Here is a 19992-nt window from a genome sequence, read left to right as displayed (position 1 = left end):
GGAACTTTTGTCTATTGGACTAATTCGGGTAAAGTAGCTTCTAACTTGAGACAGTTGGCACCATTAACCTGCAACTGATACTCTACCTTATCCATAAGACGATTCATAATCAGCCAACCATAACCACCTTCTTGTTTTTCTATAGGGTCTGGAGCGTAGTAAGTAGACATATCAAAGCCTTCGCCGTAGTCCCAAACTTCTAGAGCAAGATCCCGGCCTTTGAGTTCCAAACGCAGTAAGATCGGTAAATTTGGTTTCTCCTTGTGAGCATGACGGACTGCATTTGAGTAGGCTTCTACCAAAGCCAGTCTCAAACGACTTGATTGCCGTGACCAATCTACAGAATCTCCTAGCTGGATTTTCAAACATCCCAGCAACCAGTTTTCGACAATATTAAGAAAATTCAAGTCACTTGGTACATGAAGCTCGCTTTTCATGACTTACAAAATCTCCAGTGAAAGTATAGTTTGATCATCTTCTTGAACGTGGTTATCTGCCTGGATGCGAGCTAGTAAATGCTTAAGAGAAAGCGGTTGTTGCTCTTGTTGCAAGAGTTGCCAAAGACCATCTTGATTGAGCATAGAACGCTTCACTGACTCAACGTCAGACTCGGTTTTTACTGCTGAATCAGAATTATTTGATATCATTGCTTCTGTAATTCCATCGCTGGCAAGTAACAATGTGTCTCCAGCAGCGAGAACCAAACGACCAGACTGTGCCTGCCACTTAGGCAAGATCCCCAAAGGAACGCTGCGGACTTTGAGGTAATTGGGATTATCGGCTAAAGCACCTTGGTGTGACCATAATAGTGGATAGATATGACCGGCATTAGTGTAGACGAGTTCCTTAGTGGTAGGGGTATAACAGACTAACACAAGGGTGATAAAATAATTGTTGCTAATCAAGTCTTCACTGAGAGCGTGGTTGAGGTTCTGCATGACCACATTTGGCTCGGCTGGTGTTTCTTGAGATAATTCCCGGCGCAAAACTGAAATAATACTAGCCATAAATAAAGCAGCTGGGACACCCTTGCCAGAAACGTCACCCACTGCTAACCACAAGTCGCCTTTGGGATGAACAAAAACTTCAAAAAAATCGCCTCCGACTTCCCGCGCGGGATAGCAGCAGGCTTGCACCTTGACACCTTTGATGTCAGGTAAAGTTTGGCGTAGCAAGTTGTATTGAATTTGGCGAGCCACTTCCAACTCATTGTGAATCTGCTCTTGCTTTTCTTGGAGGCGCTGGTAGAATTTTGCTTGAGAGAGGGCTAAGGCTGCTTGTTCGGCAACACCTGCAATCAGTTGGATGTCTTCGTCTTCCCAAGGGCGATCGCGTCCCCATTGGTAGAGGGCCAGCACAGCCAACATATGCTGCTGGTAGCTCAGTGGCACAACCAAAAGGTGGGAAGGCTTGCCCTTATAGACATCTTCAGCAAGTTGATAATGACGGGTTTCCAGCACCTTTTCAATTAAAAGAGTGGGGTCGAAGAAGCAATCTGATACATCGGATTCCGGATCGTGGTAAAAAAACCGGTCTTGTGTGAGGCGATCGCCCTCTACTGGTCTGAGCAAGCAACTGGTAGCTTCAAATGTTTGTCCAATAGTTGCTACAATCTTTTGCAGCATACTGTCGTAGTCTAAAGATTCCCGAATTGCTGTTGTTACCGCATTAAACAAAGATTCTCGCCTTAAAGCCCGACGCAATTCTTGGGTGCGCTTCTTAACTAGGCGATATGTATCAGTGGCTTGCTCAACTAACGCTCTCAGCCGATCCGGATTCCAGGGTTTGGTAATGTACTTGAATACCTGACCGGAGTTAATCGCATCCACCAAATCTTCGACATCAGTAAAACCAGTTAACAAAATCCGAATCGTGTCTGGAAAGCGCTCTACAGTACGACTCAAAAATTCAGTGCCATTCATTTCTGGCATTCTTTGGTCAGAAATAATCACCGCCATTTCGCCAAATTTCTCCAAGATTTCCAGAGCAGCAAAGGCATGATTGGCTTTATATACTTGAAAATCTCGCCTAAAAGTGCGGTAGAGTAGATCTAAGTTATCTGGCTCATCATCTACCACCATGAGCTTAAGTTTGTCCAACCCGATCTCAGACATATTTGACTTCAGTTTTCACATATTTGAATGGCGAGATAGTATGATGTTTATCTCACCTGATAAATAACAGAAAATCAGAGAAGCTATTCACTTTGAAAATATAACTTTCTCAAAGTTGTGAGTTTCTCTTGTTCATCCTTAATAATTGCTCCACACCAAAATTAACTTTATCCAACCAACCCAGAACGCAAGGCGCGGACTGCTGCTTGGGTACGGTCATCGGCACATAGCTTATTCAAAATATTGCGAACGTGAGTTTTAACAGTGCCAACAGTGATGTAAAGTCTTTCGGCAATTAGTGCATTACTACAACCTTCGACAATCAACTGTAACACTTCTAATTCCCTTTCTGTCAGGGTGTAAGGTTGAATTCCTTCCAGATTCTCAAAAGAATCAGGGTTAGGGGCAATAGTCTTGGTATCGACAAAAGCCGATTCCAACTTTGGGGGATTTTGTTGCGCTTGTTGTAATACAATCCGAGCGATCGCCGGATCGATCCAGGCGTTGCCATTGTAAGTTACTCGCACTGCTTCCAGCAAATTATCGAATTTGATATCCTTCATGCAGTAAGAGTCTGCGCCAGCAGCAAAAGCTGCCAACACCGCTTCTTTGTTATCCCGCAGCGTCAAAATTAACACCTTTGTGAGTAGCTGCTGTCCATTAATAGTAGATTTTACCTCCCGTGTCAGTTCAATGCCATCCTTATCTGGTAAACCAATATCTACAATCGCAATATCTGGTTGTAGCATTTTTAACATTTTTAGTCCCTCAGCAGCATTAGCAGCTTCACCTACAACTTCAATTTCATCCTTTTGCAGTAGTGCTGTCCGAATACCCACACGAGTTAGGTCATGATCTTCAATCAGAGCGATACGAATTTTACTCATAGCCAACTTCAGCCCGTTACACTACCTTAACTATAAAGTCGAGTTTCGTGACATACTCCCACACTAATCCCAAGTAGTATAGCGGGGGTTAATCAACAGCACTCAATAAGCTAACAATTACTCAATGAGTGCTCATCCTTATTTAGCTTAATTTGTGCTAAAATCGACCGAATAACAAGGTTTTTACCGTCTCCGTCAGAAGATACACCCGTAAGCATTCACTGGCGTTTGATAAAATTAACATTCAAGGAAATCTGGTGTGATGGTTAATCAAGAATAGGCTATGTCTAACGGCAATCAAGCATTTTCAGTGTTGGGAATACCAGTTCATGTGATGGCTAACTATCCAGGCTGGTTGTTAGAATGCCTGCACGCAGGCAAAGGAACTCATGTAGTAACCCTCAATGCAGAAATGACTATGCAGGCAGACCGAAATCAATTCTTAGCTCAGGTGATTAAAAATGCTGAACTAGTGATTCCAGATGGAGCCGGGGTTGTTCTGTATTTGCGGTGGCTGTTATGGCAAAAAGTACAGCGTTTTCCGGGGATTGAATTAGCAGAAAAACTTTTGCAAGAACTTGGGCAACAGAAGACAAGGGCAAAGGTCTTTTTCTATGGAGCAGCGCCTGGAGTGGCCTCAATTGCGGCAGATTTTTGGCAGCAGCAAATTCCAGATTTGAATATAGTAGGCACTCACTCAGGCTACCATTCCCGAGAAGAAGAAGCACAATTGCGACAAACTCTGGCTCAATTGCAGCCAGAAGTGATTTTTGTAGGTTTGGGAGTGCCACGTCAAGAGTTATGGATTGCCGAAAACCGCCATTTGTGTCCTCAAGCAATTTGGATTGGCGTTGGTGGCAGTTTTGATATTTGGTCGGGAACTAAAACTCGTGCTCCCGCCTGGTTAGGAAATAATAATTTGGAATGGTTGTATCGGCTTTATCAAGAACCTTGGCGTTGGCGGCGGATGTTGGCTTTGCCAGCGTTTGCTGCAAAAGCGTTTGTTTATCGTTTGACAGCAAGGGGTGCTATTAGTTAAGAGTGGGGAGTGGGGAGAGACGCGATTAATCGCCTCTGTACAGGAGTTAAGAGTGTTATTACTTATACTATTTGACACAAACTTTCAGAGATATAGATTTCTCGTAGGCAATATTGCTCATGGGTGTAAACTCATAACGTGAAAGTTAGTCTAGAAGCAGCATTTAGAGGTTGTCTCGTTCCCAGTCTCCGACTGGGAATGCCTAATGGGGGGTGCCGCCTCTTGACTTACGCCATCGCAATGAGGTGCATTTCCAGCCTCTAGCTGGAAACGAGATTTTAAAAGGATTAAAGTCTTCCAAAAATTTGAAATTTTCTTTGTTGTATTTTAAATTCCCAGGCGAAACTTGGGAATCCTTATTTTTGAGAGGAATGTCACATCTAAGTCGGCAAACTATTTGGTTGTGGGTATGAGGAAAATTTAACAATGCCAGTATTAACAACTCAAGTTAAGACAGACAAATCAGTTTATAGAAAGGATGGTGAAACTCAACAGCGCGATAGCAATACTACTGCAAAAGTACAATTGCAATCTGTAACCAAGACCTATACGAATGGCTGTCACCCCTTGTTGAATGCGAACCTTGAGATAAAAAAGGGAGAATTTCTGTTTATCACGGGGCCAAGTGGTTCTGGTAAATCAACGCTCTTGAAACTGTTATATGGACAGGAGTTGCCTACACAGGGAGAAGTAATTGTTGATGGATATAATGTAGCGGGTTTACGGGGCGATCGCTTGTCATTATTGCGGCGACGGATTGGCATTGTGTTTCAAGACTACAAATTGATTACCCAACGAACAGTAGCGGAAAATGTGACTTTTGTGCTACAAGCTCAAGGGTATACCCGTAAAGAAATTCAACGACGCCTACAACCAACCTTGAAACTAGTGGGTTTGCTGAATAAAGCTGACTGCTTTCCAGATCAACTGTCTGGGGGAGAGCAACAACGGGTGAGTATTGCACGAGCGATCGTTGGTACACCACCCCTGCTGTTGGCGGATGAGCCGACTGGAAATCTCGATCCAGATAATTCCTGGCAAGTCATCCAGATTCTCCAGAAGTTAAATTCTTTTGGAGCTACGGTAATTGTTACCACTCACGATGAACAATTAGTACGGCGATGCAATCATCGGGTAGTACAAGTTCGCAATGGACAGCTGTCTTAAAAATAAGCATTGGTCATTTGTCATTTGCCATTTGCAAATGACAAATATAGTGATAGTAGGAGCGCACAGCAGGAAGTCAGAGACAGCCGTCGGCTACTCCTGACTTACCCGATCATAGTAGTTCCTAACCTATTTTGTCTTGTTTGCGTGAGTATAATTTATTTCAACAACAACATAGAAAGCACATTTGAGTAATTCTGACCATATCTGGTTTTCCTAATTATTCCAGAAACGATTTTTTTCTGTAGATAAGTGACTGCGATCGCTCCTACAGTTACCACTGAAAAAGCAATCAGAAAGTGACTAGCAAATTTTGGTAAATATACCACCATAGTTTGCCAATAATAAACAAAGAATATATGCCACAAATATATCCATAAAGAGGATGAACTAATAAAAATAATTCCCCTAATCAACACATGATTATTGTTAGATAAATTATACTTATAACAAATTCTATCTACTGCACAGAAAGCAAACAAAGACATAAAAATCCCATAGGAAACAAAGTACATTCTGGGTGGATACTTAAAATCTTGGGTAGATATAAAATGTCCTCGACTACGGTAATAGAAACCAGCTAATAATAAGAATATAGTCAAAAAAATTCCAGAAATAAATAATATTTTTTTTAATCTAAGTTGGGGTAACGCTATGCCCAAGCCAAATAAACAACCATAGGGAATAAGATAAAATAAGTAATCATCGATCAATTGTATAATAATTTGACTATGTAAGTGAAAATGACCAATTTTAATAAATAATATTTCGTATCCCAGATATATTAAAAATAGCAAAGCTAAAAATTTATTTTCCGACTTAGATAAGTTGTATAACTTCAATAAAGGATTTGCAAAAATAGCAACGAGAGTAAATACACGAATAATCCAAACATATCCAATCCCTTTTAAGAAGAGAAAAGTTTCAATTATTTCTGAAGACGAAAATGGATAAGGTTTAGCCAGCAAAAGAAATATCAGATCAGCCGAAATGAAGAAAAAAGTGAAAAATAACCATACCGGGGCAATCAGACGAGGCAATCTTTTTTGCAAATAATTCCAAAATGATATCTTTTTATTCTTAGCTGAATAGTAATATAATGTTCCTGATGCAATAACCATCAGAGGTACATCAAAACGTCTGATGTCAAATAAAATATTATTTTCAGGGCCTACATGGGCAAAAATAATACAAACCAGCGCGATAGTTTTTAAGATATCAAATCTAATATCTCGCTGTTTGTCTAGAGTTTTTTCTATCTTATTTATCATTGGCTACACAAAAGTAATTTAATGTTGATGGCTTTTCAATAATTATGCAAAGTTGCTTCACCAAAAGTATGGAAATTTTGCCAGATAAGAAAAAATAAGAAAATTATTTAACATTGGAAAGACAATTTTGCAGCAGCAACTGGGGCGTTCTATCCTTGATTTTTAAGTAAAATTTGGATTTTGATGTTTAACTAAATATAGGAATCACTTCTGTGCTGTTCCCTGTTCCCTACCGCGCAAGTAAATTCAGGAATCAAATCCGATTGCTATAGTCTGGCATACTATATATTGAATAACCATATTTCTTTACACATACAGTAGAATTCAGGAGCGGAGCTTGGGATTACTCCACCGAGGCATCAGAATTGGTGAATGAGCTACGTCCCGCTACGCTAACAGAAGTAAAACACCGTTTATACCTGGCTTTGAGACGAGTCGCTCTGTACTTTACCTTCATGGAGATGTGCTATATATTACCTAAGTTACTTGCAAAACTTAAGTAGCATAGTAGTATGACTTGACCTTTTTTTTATTAAAAATTAAAAGTTAAAAATTAAGAAGAATAATAATTTTTAATTAATTAATTTGGGGTTCAGAGCAACCACTGATAGCGAAGCGTTAGCGAGTCCTCGAGCGTCTTGCAATTTTTAATTAATAATTTTTAATTTTTAATTGGAGCGTTCGCCTTTGGCGTCTCGTAAAGAAGCGACTTGACCCGAAACTTTCTTTGGTACTGTACCCATCTGGGGAAGCAAGCTACGCGCAGCGTCTCACCAAATCCCATCCGTGAGAAGCTAGCGCCTGCCGTAGGATGCCCGTACTCCCTGACAAGCAAGCTACGCGTAGCATCTCCTGTCTTGAGAAGGGCAGTAGGGAGAAGCAACTGGCGTGCGGTTTATAACCGCCCTTTTTACGTTAAGTTGACACCAATGCACAGATGTGCACTCCTACTCATTCAAATGAGAATGGCTATAACTAATAAACGTGATGCTTGACTTTTGTAGATACGGATACGAAAGTGGCTGCTGTTTTGAGTGGTAGCAGTTGTAAGCGATCGCAAGCTTGTAAACTCTTAAAAGCTGCCTCTCGGATTACAACTTCCTCCTCTTGACTGAGTAGGAGTTGCAAGCATTCGACAACATCTTGCTGCACTGAAGAATCAACCCGCTTATGGCTGATGAATTTAGTTAGTTGACGTAGGGCAATCAACCGCTTCAATGGATCTTTTTCTGTTAAATTGACCAACAACTGATCAAGGTGGTCTTCTTCTCGATTTTCATAGAAGTTGACAATTTGCCATATCAATAAAATTAAAGTTAACAGGGTTCCCACACCTTGCACAATAGCACCAGCGCCAATCCAGGGACTGTAAGAGTCAACCCAAATTGCAACTGCCATGTAAGTGCTGACAGTAGCAAGACCACCACTAACGACTGCTAAGGCTAACCGACGATTTGAACTGTTTAAGAACTTACGTATCTTAGACCAGTGCAATTGCCAGTCCCACTCCTGCATTGAGTAAACCAATACCATTATCCCAACGCCGATTAAGAGAGCCAATAGCAGTATCCAGTTCCACAACAACATGGCAACGACGATTGTCAGTAAGCCCAGAAAGCCACCAGGCCCAGAGACGCGCTTAAATGTTTGCTGCTTTGTAGCTCCCTTTGTCTTGAATTTTGTCAGCGGCCAGTTCCATTTGGGGATCTGGTTGATCAATTGCTGCCAATAAGACGAAGCCTGTGCCACAGTGTTTACCTACTTGATTACAAAATTACCTATTGTATAAGTTTTACTAGAGCTTTGATTCAGTAATCAAAAACCTAACCCCCCAGCCCCCTTCTCTAGCAGGGAAGGGGGAGTCAAACTCCCCTTTGGGCTTGCCTAACAGCAGGCTGATGCCAAGGTCGAGGGGTTGGGGGAGAGATTTTTCCAAGATTACTGAATTGCTGTTCTAGGGATGAAGAAAGGGTGAAGACCCAAACCAAAAGATGCCCGATTTTCATCGACGGATACTAGACTAGTACAGCACGGCGGAAATCAAGATACCATTTTAAATGGCTCATAGCAAGGGCATCTTGTGCGTAAGTCCTATTTAAAGACAAAAACGAAAGTGATCAAGCGTGAATTGACCATCAAAAGCACAGAAGGTAACGCTGTAGATGTTATTCACATTTATAGATAATAAGGTATTGGGGGAAATTGCAGAGTCTGAATTGCCAAGATTAGCGCTTGGTAGTGCAGTTTGACCGAGCAGTTGCCGATCGCGATCGTAGGCAGAAAGCACTAGCCGTTGCGAACTAGTGACAAAGGCGCTAACCGAGTTAACCGGACGTAAGAAAGTAGCTTCTAAAAGTCCGCTTTTAGGCGCTCCCATTAAGACTGTTAGCCCTGAATAGGTTGGAAATGCTGGATTTGATGGCTGTATTGCTAGAGAATTGTGAAAAATTACTCCCCAGCGTTCATACTGGCGCTCTACTGTTTCAAAACACTTCAAGTCTTCTAAGTCTAAACAAATACAAGTAGGTACAGTCACTCTGGCAGCGTCAATACCTGGTTCGACCTGACCCCACCAAGCTGAAGCTGTAATTTCGTTTTGTATATCAAAGTTGTCAAGCGCAAATTTAGCGTCTTCAATCGTTAGTAGTTTATTTGATTGAAGAGTAGCCTGCTTTACCATGACATCCCGCCTTACCATTACCTAGAGAACAATCAGATTAGTTATACATCAAAAGCTATTGTTTCTACATATAGAAGTAGAATTAATAGTTTATTAAAATGAGCGTTTTGACTCTTCATGACGCTCAAAATTATTTATGAGTTTTTTGATAGACTACCATAAAAACTTATGTTTCATTCACGCTTTTGTGATAGTCGCTATCACGAAAAACCCTTATAAAACAGTAATTACAGCGTTAAGTTATTTTTTCATAATAAAAAACAATTACAAAATCTTTACAAGTAATCTAGTAATTTTATATCTACTTAATCTAGCGGTAGCGAGAAGTCCTAAAGTGATTGGTTCGCCGATAATAACAATGAGTGGGAAGTTGGAACTAAACACGCAAGCATCTAGAGTGATAAAAAACACAGCGATGCGGAGAAATTATCAAATACTCTCTTTGCGTCCCCGCGTCCCAGGTCTATTGTTTCACTTGTGCCAACTAATCACCACAGTTAACAAAAAATACTTATGTTTCAACCACTAGGATTTGAACAACGCTCCATAAATACCTCACTAGGTAGAATGGCATACTATACTGCTGCTGGGGCACCTTGGCTGGACAGTGTAACTGCCAAAAATGATCGGGAAACTTTGGTGTTCTTGCACGGCTTCGGTGGTGGATCTTCTGCTTATGAGTGGTCAAAAGTTTATCCGGCTTTTGCCGCCGAATATAGGGTGATTGCGCCAGATTTGATCGGTTGGGGTAGGTCTGAGCATCCAGCGCAAAGTTATAAGATTGAGGATTATTTGACCACGATTCGGGAATTTTTAGAGCAGACTTGTACTGCGCCAGTAACAGCGATCGCTTCTTCTTTAACCGCAGCATTTACAATTCGAGTAGCAGCAGATCATCCTGATTTATTCAAGTCTTTAATTCTTACTACCCCCGCCGGACTTTCCGATTTTGGCGAAGACTATTCCCGTAGTTTTTTTGCCCAGTTAGTCAGCGTTCCCCTTGTTGACCGTTTACTTTACAGCACTGGAATTGCTACGAGTGGGGGTATTCGCAGCTTCTTAGAGCAACGGCAATTTGCCCAGTCTAATCGAGTGTACCAAGAAATTGTAGATGCTTATCTACAATCCGCCCAACAGCCTAATGCTGAGTATGCAGCGCTGTCTTTTGTACGCGGTGATTTGTGTTTTGATTTATCTCTTTATATTCAACAACTAACAACTCCCACCGCCATTATTTGGGGACAAAGGTCAGAATTTACAGGCCCATCCATTGGTCGCCGCCTTGCGGAAATTAATCCCCAAGCGATCCGATTTTTTCAACAGTTGGAAGATGTGGGGTTAACACCGCAGTTGGAATTGCCAGCAGTAACAATTGGGTTAATTCGTAAATTTTTGCCTTTGCTTAATTAGTGGTTTGCTCAGTTGTCAAAGCCTCATCTAATTTTCTACCTTTTACCTTCTTTAATGTTCTAATTTCAACCATAATTGTGTCGCTAGACTTTGAATTTTCGAGGCTTATTGAAGAATTCAGGAGTCAGAGTTAATGCTGAATTCTGACTCCTGAATTCTGTTTTGATAAAGTCGTTTGAAATGCGCCATATGTATCAGAATCGATAAAGCTACATAATCTGCCGTAAATCTAGTACAAATCCAGGTAGTACATTTTCTCCTGATAAAGTAGCAGGATTGTCTAATATCTCTACATTTTTACCTGGACGATAAATTTCTACTTGCTTGTTTTTCCGGTCAATTAACCAGCCTAATTGAGCGCCATTTTCGATATATTCCGGCATTTTCTCTTGCAATTCTTTCAAGGAATCAGAACGAGAACGCAACTCTACTACAAAATCAGGACAAATCGGGGCAAATTTTTCTTGTTGTTCTGGGGTTAAAGCATTCCATCGCTCAATTTTCACCCAAGAAGCATCAGGAGAACGTTCTGCACCATTGGGTAGGGTGAAACCAGTTGAAGAGTCAAAACCTTTGCCTAATTTAGGCTGTTTATTCCAGATTCCTAATTCAACAACGATATCAAAGTTACGGTTGCCAGTATCACTACCTGTAGGTGGCATAATTAATAATTCCCCTGATGCTGTACGCTCAAATCGATAATCGCGGTTTTTCTGACACATCTGGAAAAATTGCTCATCAGTCAAGTCAATTTTCAATTTGAATGTAGAAGGGAAAGTGGTTGTTGTAGCGTCCATAGGCGATTCTGAGCATATTAGTTTTTAGTTTAGTATTTTGTGGTAAGCGATCGCTTGATGAGATGATGGAGAGGGCAAACCACACAACTTGCAACAAAACGTAAAGTAGTAACACACACAGGCGTAATATATAAGTGATGGAATTACATAAATTAAATAATTATTGTAAAGTTATAACCTTTGGTCTTTAATCAAATTCACGAGTGGGTCAAAAATTCTGGTTTTGGCTCCCTAGCGTCATTTGCCGCCGTAGGCATCGCAGCATTTCTAGAGTAGGCGTAGTTTATCCTCTTGAAAGAACTGCCCTCTGCCTCCTGCCTTCCTCGATAAATCGTTGATTAAGATGGAAAGTCTATGTAATAGTGGTAACATCGTAATTTTTCTCACATTCTTGGCATCGAATTATCATCTTTGATATACGCACAAGCCTGTCTCTAATTACCATTAAAGGAAATTGAGGCAATTAATGCCGCGAAGCGATCGCCATTCATCTATAACGCACAACTTGGGTTAATACCTAATCTCCACTCCCTGTTCCTCTTAGCTTTTAGGTTGTATTGTGGTTAGTCTGACTCTGTTAGAACCGCAACAGAAAACACCCCTCCAGCAGTGGTGCTTTGAGAACTCCTCGATAATTCGGATTGGTCGAGCAGCAGATAATCACGTTGTTTTAACTGATAATTTAGTTTCCCGACATCATTTAGAACTCAGACAAGTCGGTTCCTCTACCAATGGCGACGCTTGGCAGCTGATTAGTCAGGGTACAAATGGGACTTTTCTCAACGGTATCCTTGTAATTCAGAGTCCGTTACCAGATAATTCCCTTTTGCAATTGGCACAGGGAGGCCCAATACTGCAATTCCAAATTCAGGAGGTAACAGTACTGGAAACTGGTTTGCGATCGCCACAATCGCCACAAATACAAGAGACGGAAGAAAACGCTGCCGAGACGCTTTACTCAGCAAAAAATTCGGCTAGTTCATCCTCCAGTTGCACTCACGAAGGTAACTCGCCGAATAATCTGTTTTGCATCCACTGCGGTCAACCCCTTTCAGTGCAACAGAGGATTCGCCATTATCAGATATTGCGAATTCTCGGACAAGGAGGTATGGGTACTACTTATCTCGCATGGGATGCGGCTGGTCTGATTGCGGGTATACCACAACTGCTGGTGTTGAAGCAAATGAATGCTGATATGATGAAAATTGCCAAAGCTCAAGAGTTATTTGAGCGGGAGGCGTATACTCTCAAATCCCTTAACCATCCTGGAATTCCCAAGTATTATGACTTCTTTGTAGAAGACGGAAAAAAATACTTGGCAATGGAACTAATCCACGGACAAGATTTAGAAAAACGTGTCTATACTACTGGGCCAGTGACACCAAGCCAAGCGATCGCTTGGATGATCCAAACCTGCGATGTCTTAGACTATCTTCATAGCCAAAGCTCTCCACTGATTCACCGCGATATTAAACCCGCCAATCTGATGGTGCGAAGTTCAGAAAATCGCATAGTGGTGCTGGATTTTGGCGCAGTTAAGGAAATTGGCACAGCGCCCGGTACTCGAATTGGTGCAGAAGGTTACTGCGCTCCTGAACAAGAACGAGGACAACCTTTGACTCAATCTGATTTGTATGCAATTGGGCCAACGCTGATTTTTCTGCTCACAGGAGAAAACCCGTTTAAGTATTATCACCAACGAGGGCGAAACTTCAGGTTTGATGTGGCAAAAGTTCCCACCATTAGTTCCCAATTAAGGGATGTGATTGATCGCGTTACAGAACCATTGCCACGCGATCGTTACCAAACTGCAAAGGAGCTAGCTGCGGCTTTAGCTGCTTGCAAAGTTTAGAGAGTGCGGAGTCGGGAATAGGGAGTGGGAAATATTGAAAACCCCTATTCCACGCGATGTGTAACTTATTCTTGGAACCCCGCTTCCATTGCTCTCTCTCCGCATGGAAAGAGGCTTTGATTCTTACTCCCCTTCCTTGTAGGGAAGGGGTTGGGGGTTAGGTTTGAGAGAAAGTTGCACACGGCATTATTTCCTATTCCTCATCCCAAGTTTCTACAGCTAGCAATTCACTAACTGGGTCTTGCATACTAAAGCCAAAGTCAAGCAGTTCCTGTTTCCAGTGCTGCCATTCATTGCCGTAGAGCAAAGCGATTTTCCAGATGCTATCGCTTGGCTTGATAATATTCGATTCTATGAGTGATTGCACATTGCGCTGCAATTTCACCATTGGGTGAATCACTTGCTGAGTCATAACTCTCGATTGAATTCAGATTTTGTTGGTAAATACTTAATCAAAACTGCTTCCCATTCTGCAATTGTTGCCGGGTCGTAGAGTGGTGTAATTCGGTAAAGCTAGTCTTAACTTTCTAACTATACCATAACAAACTCTACTAAGTTACTGGTAAATTCGGTTTTGTACGGTAATTACCACCACAAAACTCCAATTCCATCAAGCAGTCCTTATACTTTTTGCAGAAATCAGGCAAAGATTCAGGGCGAAGGGTTAAGGGATGCTTATGTTTCCACTTTTCCCTTTAATCTTTCCCCGTCTTCTTTGTCCTCTTATAGCGGTTCCCAGGTGCATGAAGTACATATCAAAACCTCACTCCCTCCCTGAGTTCGGAGAGGGGAGATAAAGCACAGCTTTATCGGGGTGAGCTTAAGCTGTAGATAACCTTTACCCTTTCTCCACTAGAGTGCAACAGTACCTTTTTTGACGCACTCCTCCGCATGAATGACGGGGGATTCTTTCAAGCAGCAATTGCAGGTACAACCCATCTTACATTGCGTCGCCCACTGGATAACGCCCTGCCCAGGATATATATCTTAACTATTAACGGCTGAATAAATGAGCGACTGGGTTGGGGAGGCAGTGCGTTGGGCGGCTCTGCCGACAGCCAAGCAAGTGGTGTTCAGGCATCCGCTTATATTCCCCGTATAAATGACGGGGGCTTTACGCATCACAACTCCTAAGATATTCATTGTGGGCGCAGAGCAAAATAATTAGTCCTCTGTGAAGTTGCAGTGACACTCCGACACCGATTGTAAGCAATACAGTGTGGGCTTGTGGCGGAAATTATCTTTCCAGAACTTTTTTGGCAGTACTCCAAGTTGTTTCCTGCTACAGCAGTTTCTAGTCAGGTACGTATCCTGCCCGACTGTCTTTTTTTAAAGGCTACTATTTGTCTCAATCACGAAAGATATGTGTGCTTGTTGAAGAACCCATCGGACACGGGCTAGTTTGAAAGTTTTTGACTGACAGGGAAATTTGCAATTGAGTAGAAATATCTACTGTTTCTGTTTCTTCAAACGTTATTTAGAATATCGCAAACATCTGGCATTAGGCAAATTAATTGCAAATCTTTATATAATTTTAATGTTTTATCTAGAAAATAAGACCTGGAGGGTCGCCCTGTTTAGATGCAGGAGCGGATCGCATGGCAAAATTGTCGGTACAGCATAGGCTTACCATAAAGTTCCCTCCTCTTCAGAGTCAGCATTTGAATTTTGTGTAAAAAATTTTTAGCCGAGATGTTAGTTTCTGTTGAGCAGATGGGCATCCTCATAACAGGAGGCTTGCTGATACCTAAGTATTTACCACAGCAAGTATGTGAGGCATGGCTAGTTCGGAGGCAGAATACCTAATTACTCGCAAAAAGCAGATTCAGCGGCGACAAAAGATTGTCACGATAGTGTCGATGTTCTCTTTTTTTGGTTCTACGGTATTTGCAATCATTCCGGTAATACAACAGGCTAGTCAACCTAAGCCAGCAATTGCGTCTCCTTCTGCTGAGTCAGGATTACAGCAACAGGCGCGGGGCTACGAGTTGGTTTTACAACGGGAACCAGAAAACCAACTTGCTTTAGAGAAACTGTCTGTGGTGCGGTTGCAATTGAAGGATGCTAAGGGTGCGATCGCACCTTTGGAGAAGCTGGTGAAGTTGCACCCTGAACGGCAAGATTACAAAGTTGTATTAGAGCAGATTAAGAAACAAGAAGGAAAGAGCGATCATAGCACAAATAAGCAGCCCTAAACTAAGTGATGCTTCCTAGTCAAGTAGTATTGTCAAAATCTCACCTACGGCATTTTTATCAAAATAGTGGTTTTCTCTTGGTATACACCCAAAGGTATTCAGTGGAAGATTTATCTAATATCAAAATCTTAGTTACAGGTGCTGATGGCTTTATCGGTTCTCATTTAACTGAAGAACTTGTTAGAAAAGGCTTTGAAGTCCGAGCTTTTGTTTTTTATAACTCTTTTAACTCTTGGGGCTGGTTAGACAACTCTCCTCAAGATATTAAAGAGAGTCTAGAAGTGTTTGCTGGAGATATTCGAGATCCTTACGGAGTAAAGAAAGCCCTAGAAGGGTGCGACATCGTAATGCACTTAGCGGCTTTAATTGCCATTCCTTATTCTTATCATTCTCCTGATACTTATATTGACACTAATATTAAAGGAACACTCAATGTTGTGCAAGCTGCTAAAGAATTAGGATTGCAAAAAGTTATTCATACTTCTACTAGTGAAGTGTACGGTACTGCCAAATTTGTTCCTATTACTGAAGAGCATCCCCTTCAAGGACAATCACCTTATTCAGCAAGTAAAATTGGAGCAGATCAGATTGTAATGTCATTTTACTACTCTTTTAATACTCCAGTCACAATTATCCGACCATTTAATACTTATGGTCCTCGACAATCTGCTCGAGCAATTATTCCAACTGTAATTAGTCAAATTGCTACTAGAAAACACAAAATTAAACTAGGTACATTAAATCCAACTAGAGATTTTAATTATGTCCAAGATACCGTTCAAGGCTTTATCGCTGCGGCTCAATCAGATAATCTTGGTGAAGTTATTAATATTGGCAGTAACTATGAGATATCGATTCAGGAAACTGTTCAATTAATTGCAGAGATAATGAATGTTGAAATTGATGTTGAAACTGAACAGCAACGCCTCCGTCCTGAAAAAAGTGAAGTTGAGCGTCTCTGGGCGGATAATACTAAAGCAAAGCAATTGCTAGGATGGAAACCTCTTTATGGAGGTAAGGAAGGATTTAAGCAGGGACTAACAGAAACCATTAGATGGTTTACTAATGAAGAAAATCTTAAGTTATACAAAGCTAATATTTACAATATATAATAAAATAATTTAAATGAATAAACTTGATTTAATAAGTATCTTAGAAGCATTACAAAAAGTTCTGCCTCAAAATCAAGAGTTTATTGGATTGCATGAACCCTATTTTATCGGTAATGAATGGGTTTATATCAAAGAATGTTTAGATACCAGATGGGTTTCTTCAGTAGGGAAATTCGTTGATAATTTTGAGTCTAGTTTAGCTAACTACACTGGCGTAAAACGGGCAGTTGCAGTGGTAAATGGTACTGCTGCACTTCATATATGTTTACAGCTAATTGGAATTAAAGCAGGAGATGAAGTCTTAATTCCAAGTCTGACGTTTGTGGCAACGGCTAATGCTGTTTCTTATTGTGGAGCTATTCCTCATTTTATAGATAGTGAAGAAAGAACATTGGGAGTAGATCCTAAAAAATTAGGTAATTATCTAGATAGCGTTGCAGAAATTAAATCTGAAGGTTGCTGGAATCGAGAAACTGGGCGATGGATCAAAGGTATTATCGCAGTTCATACATTTGGTCATCCAGTAGACTTAGATCCTTTATGTGAGGTTTGTGAACACTTTCAATTAATCTTAGTAGAAGATGCAGCTGAGTCTTTAGGTAGTTTTTACAACGGACACCATACAGGTAACTGGGGTAAAGTTTCAGCACTGAGTTTTAACGGTAATAAAATTATTACCACCGGAGGAGGTGGAGCCATTCTCACCCAAGATGATTCTTTAGCAAACTTGGCCAAGCATATGACTACAACTGCCAAATTACCGCATCGGTGGGCCTTTAATCATGATCAGGTTAGTTATAATTATCGTCTGCCTAATCTGAATGCAGCTTTAGGATGTGCTCAACTAGAGAATTTACCAGAATTTTTAAGCGCAAAACGGGCTTTAGCAGAAAAATATGCTCAAGTTTTTCAAGGAATTCGTGGCATCAAGTTTTTCAAAGAACCTGATTTTGCACATAGCAATTATTGGCTAAATACTTTGTTATTGAATGAAGATTATGTCGCACAAAGAGACGAGTTATTGGAGTTAACTAATAGTCATGGTATTATGACTCGTCCTGCTTGGACTTTAATGCACAATTTACCTATGTTTCAAGACTCTCCTCGAATGGATTTGAAAGTTGCAGAAAGTTTAGAAAGCAGATTGATTAATATTCCTAGTAGTACTTTTTTATCAAAAAGATTAGGCATAAATTGAAAAAATCTAAGTCTTTATTTAATTAGCCAATGAAAAAAATAGAAGTATTTGGCATACCAATAGGACAGGGATATCCTTGTTTTATCATTGCTGAAGCAGGGGTAAATCATAACGGTAGCCTAGACATGGCTAAACATTTAATCGATAAAGCCTTTGAAGCTGGAGCAGATGCAGTAAAATTTCAATCTTTCAAATCGGAAAAAGTTGTCAGTTCTACAGCTCCTAAAGCAGAATACCAACTGCTGACGACGAATCCTAAGGAATCTCAACTGGATATGATTCGTACTTTAGAATTGTCAGTAGAAGCACATCGAGAATTACAAGCTTACTCTCACAAGCAAGGTATTTTATTTATTTCGACTCCCTTTGATGAAGAAAGTGCAGACCTTCTGGAGGAGTTAAAAGTCCCCCTATTTAAAATTCCCTCGGGAGAAATCACAAACTGGCATTTTCTACAGTATGTGGCACGTAAGGGTAAACCCTTGATTGTTTCAACCGGAATGTCTTACTTGAGCGAAGTTGAAGAAGCCCTACGGTTAATTCGCCAAGCTGGATGTGAACAAGTGGTCTTATTACACTGTGTCTCTAACTATCCCGCGAACCCTGCTGAAGCTAACCTTAAGGCAATGCATTCAATGGCGACAGCATTGCAAGTGCCAGTGGGCTATTCGGATCATACACTAGGGATTGAAGTGGCACTAGCAGCAGTTGCTTTAGGAGCTTGCGTCATCGAAAAGCATTTTACCTTAGATAAAAACTTGCCCGGACCTGACCACAAAGCCTCTTTAGACCCCCAAGAGTTACAGGCATTGGTCAAGGGGGTGAGAACCGTAGAATATGCCTTAGGGAATGGCTTGAAACAACCAACAGAATCTGAAGCTAATACCCGTGTGATCGCTCGTCGTAGCATAGCAGTAAGGTGTGATGTCATAGAAGGGACTGTACTCCAACCAGAAATGCTAACTGCCTTGCGCCCAGCCAGTGGGATTTCTCCAACCCTGCAAGAATTAGTACTAGGTCGCAAGGTAACGCGATCACTTCAAGCCGGTGAGTTGATCTCTTGGAGTGATTTCATATGAGAAATATTGGTGTTGTGACGGTAGGGCGATCAGACTATAGCAGTTGTCTACCGATTCTCAAACAGATTCAACAAGATCCCGATTTAAAATTACATCTAATTGTTACAGGAATGCATCTGTCGCCTGAATTTGGGTTGACTGTGGAAGACATTGAGGCTGATGGTTTTGAGATAGGCGATCGCGTCGAAATGCTCCTCAATTCTGATACACCCGAAGGCGTTGCTAAATCTATAGGTTTAGGGGTGATTGGCTTGGCACAAAGTTTTGCCCATTATCAGCCGGATCTGTTGCTAATTGTAGGCGATCGCTTTGAACTACTTTCGATTGTCAGTTCTGCTTTAGCTTTTCGCATTCCTATTGCTCACATCTCTGGTGGGGATATCACCGAAGGAGCGATAGACAATCAAATCCGTTACGCAGTGACTCAAATGAGCCATCTACATTTTGTGGCTATGCAGCAACATAAAGAAAGATTACTCCAGATGGGCGAAGAACCTTGGCGTGTTTTCGTAACAGGAGATCCAGCTTTAGACTCAATCCAACAAATGAAATTACTGGTGCGAGAGGAGTTAAGTCAGAGTCTTGGACTTGAGTTAAAGCCTCCTGTCTTGCTGATCACCTATCATCCCACGACCCTTAGTAGCATGAGTCCTTTGGAGGAAATTCAGATTGTCTTGAAGGCTTTAGAGCAGGTTGAAGGAACTTTAATCTTTACTTTTCCCAATGCCGATCCTGAAGGACGAGTGATTATTGAAAAAATTCAGGAATTTGTTACTGCTAAACCCCAAGCTAAGTTTTTTTATAATCTCGGTCAGTTAAGATACTACAGTTTACTAGGACAAGCTGACGTAATGGTAGGCAATTCTTCCAGTGGGATTTGGGAAGCGCCCAGTTTTTGCCTGCCAGTAGTTAATATTGGCGATCGCCAGCGAGGTCGTCTGCAAACAAAAAATGTTATCGATGTTGGTCTAAACGTTGAGTCTATCATTGAAGCCATCCACAAAGGATTATCTATCTCTTTCCGAGCGTCGTTAGATCAGCGACAAAATCCTTATGGGAATGGTTACGCAGCCCTTGAAATTGTAGATGTTCTCAAAACCGTTGAATTAGACTTAAATTTATTGCAAAAAAAATTTAAGACCACCAATCACTGTCTTGATAAAACCTAACAACAAACTAGAACAGGTTTAG

At 41.1% G+C, this 19992-nt stretch carries 17 protein-coding genes; 9 read left to right on the top strand and 8 right to left on the bottom strand.

Annotated features, from left to right (window positions below; genetic code table 11):
* Window positions 1-11: 11 nt before the first annotated feature.
* From PUQ00_RS00670 to PUQ00_RS00660, 3 genes are all read right to left on the bottom strand, one after another.
* Complete coding sequence (locus PUQ00_RS00670; RefSeq protein ID WP_300412116.1) at window positions 12-437, bottom strand: anti-sigma regulatory factor; 426 nt, start codon at window positions 435-437, stop codon at window positions 12-14.
* Window positions 438-440: 3 nt separating this feature from the next.
* Entirely contained in the window at window positions 441-2114 is a 1674-nt protein-coding gene (locus PUQ00_RS00665; protein ID WP_300412113.1) for a SpoIIE family protein phosphatase, read from the bottom strand.
* A gap of 167 nt (window positions 2115-2281) precedes the next feature.
* Complete coding sequence (locus PUQ00_RS00660; RefSeq protein ID WP_300412110.1) at window positions 2282-3001, bottom strand: response regulator transcription factor; 720 nt, start codon at window positions 2999-3001, stop codon at window positions 2282-2284.
* Between the two features lie 283 nt (window positions 3002-3284).
* Between PUQ00_RS00660 and PUQ00_RS00655 the strand changes: the two genes are divergently transcribed.
* Together PUQ00_RS00655 and ftsE are read left to right on the top strand one after the other, a co-directional pair.
* Window positions 3285-4040, top strand: a complete 756-nt coding sequence (locus PUQ00_RS00655) for a WecB/TagA/CpsF family glycosyltransferase (protein WP_300412107.1) — start codon at window positions 3285-3287, stop codon at window positions 4038-4040.
* A 426-nt stretch (window positions 4041-4466) separates the two neighbouring features.
* Entirely contained in the window at window positions 4467-5207 is a 741-nt protein-coding gene (gene ftsE / locus PUQ00_RS00650) for a cell division ATP-binding protein FtsE (protein WP_300412104.1), read from the top strand.
* A gap of 158 nt (window positions 5208-5365) precedes the next feature.
* Here the strand turns inward: ftsE and PUQ00_RS00645 are convergent, their stop codons facing one another.
* The 3 genes from PUQ00_RS00645 to PUQ00_RS00635 form a co-directional block, all read right to left on the bottom strand.
* On the bottom strand, window positions 5366-6478 hold the full coding sequence (locus PUQ00_RS00645; RefSeq protein ID WP_300412101.1) for an acyltransferase: 1113 nt from the start codon (window positions 6476-6478) through the stop codon (window positions 5366-5368).
* Window positions 6479-7453: 975 nt separating this feature from the next.
* Window positions 7454-8227, bottom strand: coding sequence for an armadillo-type fold-containing protein (locus PUQ00_RS00640; protein WP_300412099.1), 774 nt, complete (start codon window positions 8225-8227; stop codon window positions 7454-7456).
* A 346-nt stretch (window positions 8228-8573) separates the two neighbouring features.
* The gene (locus PUQ00_RS00635; RefSeq protein WP_300412096.1) at window positions 8574-9158 is read right to left on the bottom strand and encodes a hypothetical protein; all 585 of its coding nucleotides are present in this window, start codon (window positions 9156-9158) and stop codon (window positions 8574-8576) included.
* A gap of 513 nt (window positions 9159-9671) precedes the next feature.
* Between PUQ00_RS00635 and PUQ00_RS00630 the strand changes: the two genes are divergently transcribed.
* On the top strand, window positions 9672-10568 hold the full coding sequence (locus tag PUQ00_RS00630) for an alpha/beta hydrolase (RefSeq protein ID WP_300412094.1): 897 nt from the start codon (window positions 9672-9674) through the stop codon (window positions 10566-10568).
* A 209-nt stretch (window positions 10569-10777) separates the two neighbouring features.
* Here the strand turns inward: PUQ00_RS00630 and PUQ00_RS00625 are convergent, their stop codons facing one another.
* The gene (locus PUQ00_RS00625; protein ID WP_300412091.1) at window positions 10778-11365 is read right to left on the bottom strand and encodes a Uma2 family endonuclease; all 588 of its coding nucleotides are present in this window, start codon (window positions 11363-11365) and stop codon (window positions 10778-10780) included.
* Window positions 11366-11924: 559 nt separating this feature from the next.
* Here PUQ00_RS00625 and PUQ00_RS00620 point away from each other — a divergent pair.
* Window positions 11925-13217, top strand: coding sequence for a protein kinase (locus PUQ00_RS00620; RefSeq protein WP_300412088.1), 1293 nt, complete (start codon window positions 11925-11927; stop codon window positions 13215-13217).
* A 193-nt stretch (window positions 13218-13410) separates the two neighbouring features.
* On the opposite strand, the gene PUQ00_RS00615 is transcribed toward PUQ00_RS00620, so the two are convergent.
* A complete protein-coding gene (locus PUQ00_RS00615; RefSeq protein ID WP_012407469.1) occupies window positions 13411-13629 on the bottom strand; it encodes a DUF4327 family protein in 219 nt (72 codons plus the stop codon).
* Between the two features lie 1366 nt (window positions 13630-14995).
* On the opposite strand from PUQ00_RS00615, the gene PUQ00_RS00610 reads away from it, so the two are divergent.
* From PUQ00_RS00610 to neuC, 5 genes are all read left to right on the top strand, one after another.
* Window positions 14996-15412, top strand: a complete 417-nt coding sequence (locus tag PUQ00_RS00610; RefSeq protein ID WP_300412085.1) for a tetratricopeptide repeat protein — start codon at window positions 14996-14998, stop codon at window positions 15410-15412.
* A 101-nt stretch (window positions 15413-15513) separates the two neighbouring features.
* Window positions 15514-16524 (top strand): NAD-dependent 4,6-dehydratase LegB, encoded by a 1011-nt coding sequence (locus PUQ00_RS00605; protein ID WP_300412082.1) that lies wholly within the window; start codon window positions 15514-15516, stop codon window positions 16522-16524.
* Window positions 16525-16537: 13 nt separating this feature from the next.
* On the top strand, window positions 16538-17722 hold the full coding sequence (locus tag PUQ00_RS00600) for a LegC family aminotransferase (protein WP_300412079.1): 1185 nt from the start codon (window positions 16538-16540) through the stop codon (window positions 17720-17722).
* Between the two features lie 29 nt (window positions 17723-17751).
* A complete protein-coding gene (gene neuB / locus PUQ00_RS00595; protein WP_300412076.1) occupies window positions 17752-18801 on the top strand; it encodes an N-acetylneuraminate synthase in 1050 nt (349 codons plus the stop codon).
* Entirely contained in the window at window positions 18798-19970 is a 1173-nt protein-coding gene (gene neuC / locus PUQ00_RS00590) for a UDP-N-acetylglucosamine 2-epimerase (protein WP_300412074.1), read from the top strand. The genes neuB and neuC overlap by 4 nt, the downstream gene beginning before the upstream one ends.
* Window positions 19971-19992: the final 22 nt, after the last annotated feature.

Origin of the sequence: Nostoc sp. S13 (assembly GCF_029379315.1) — a bacterium.
Classification (GTDB): Bacteria; Cyanobacteriota; Cyanobacteriia; order Cyanobacteriales; family Nostocaceae; genus Nostoc.
This window is presented reverse-complemented; position numbering and strand designations above follow the sequence as displayed.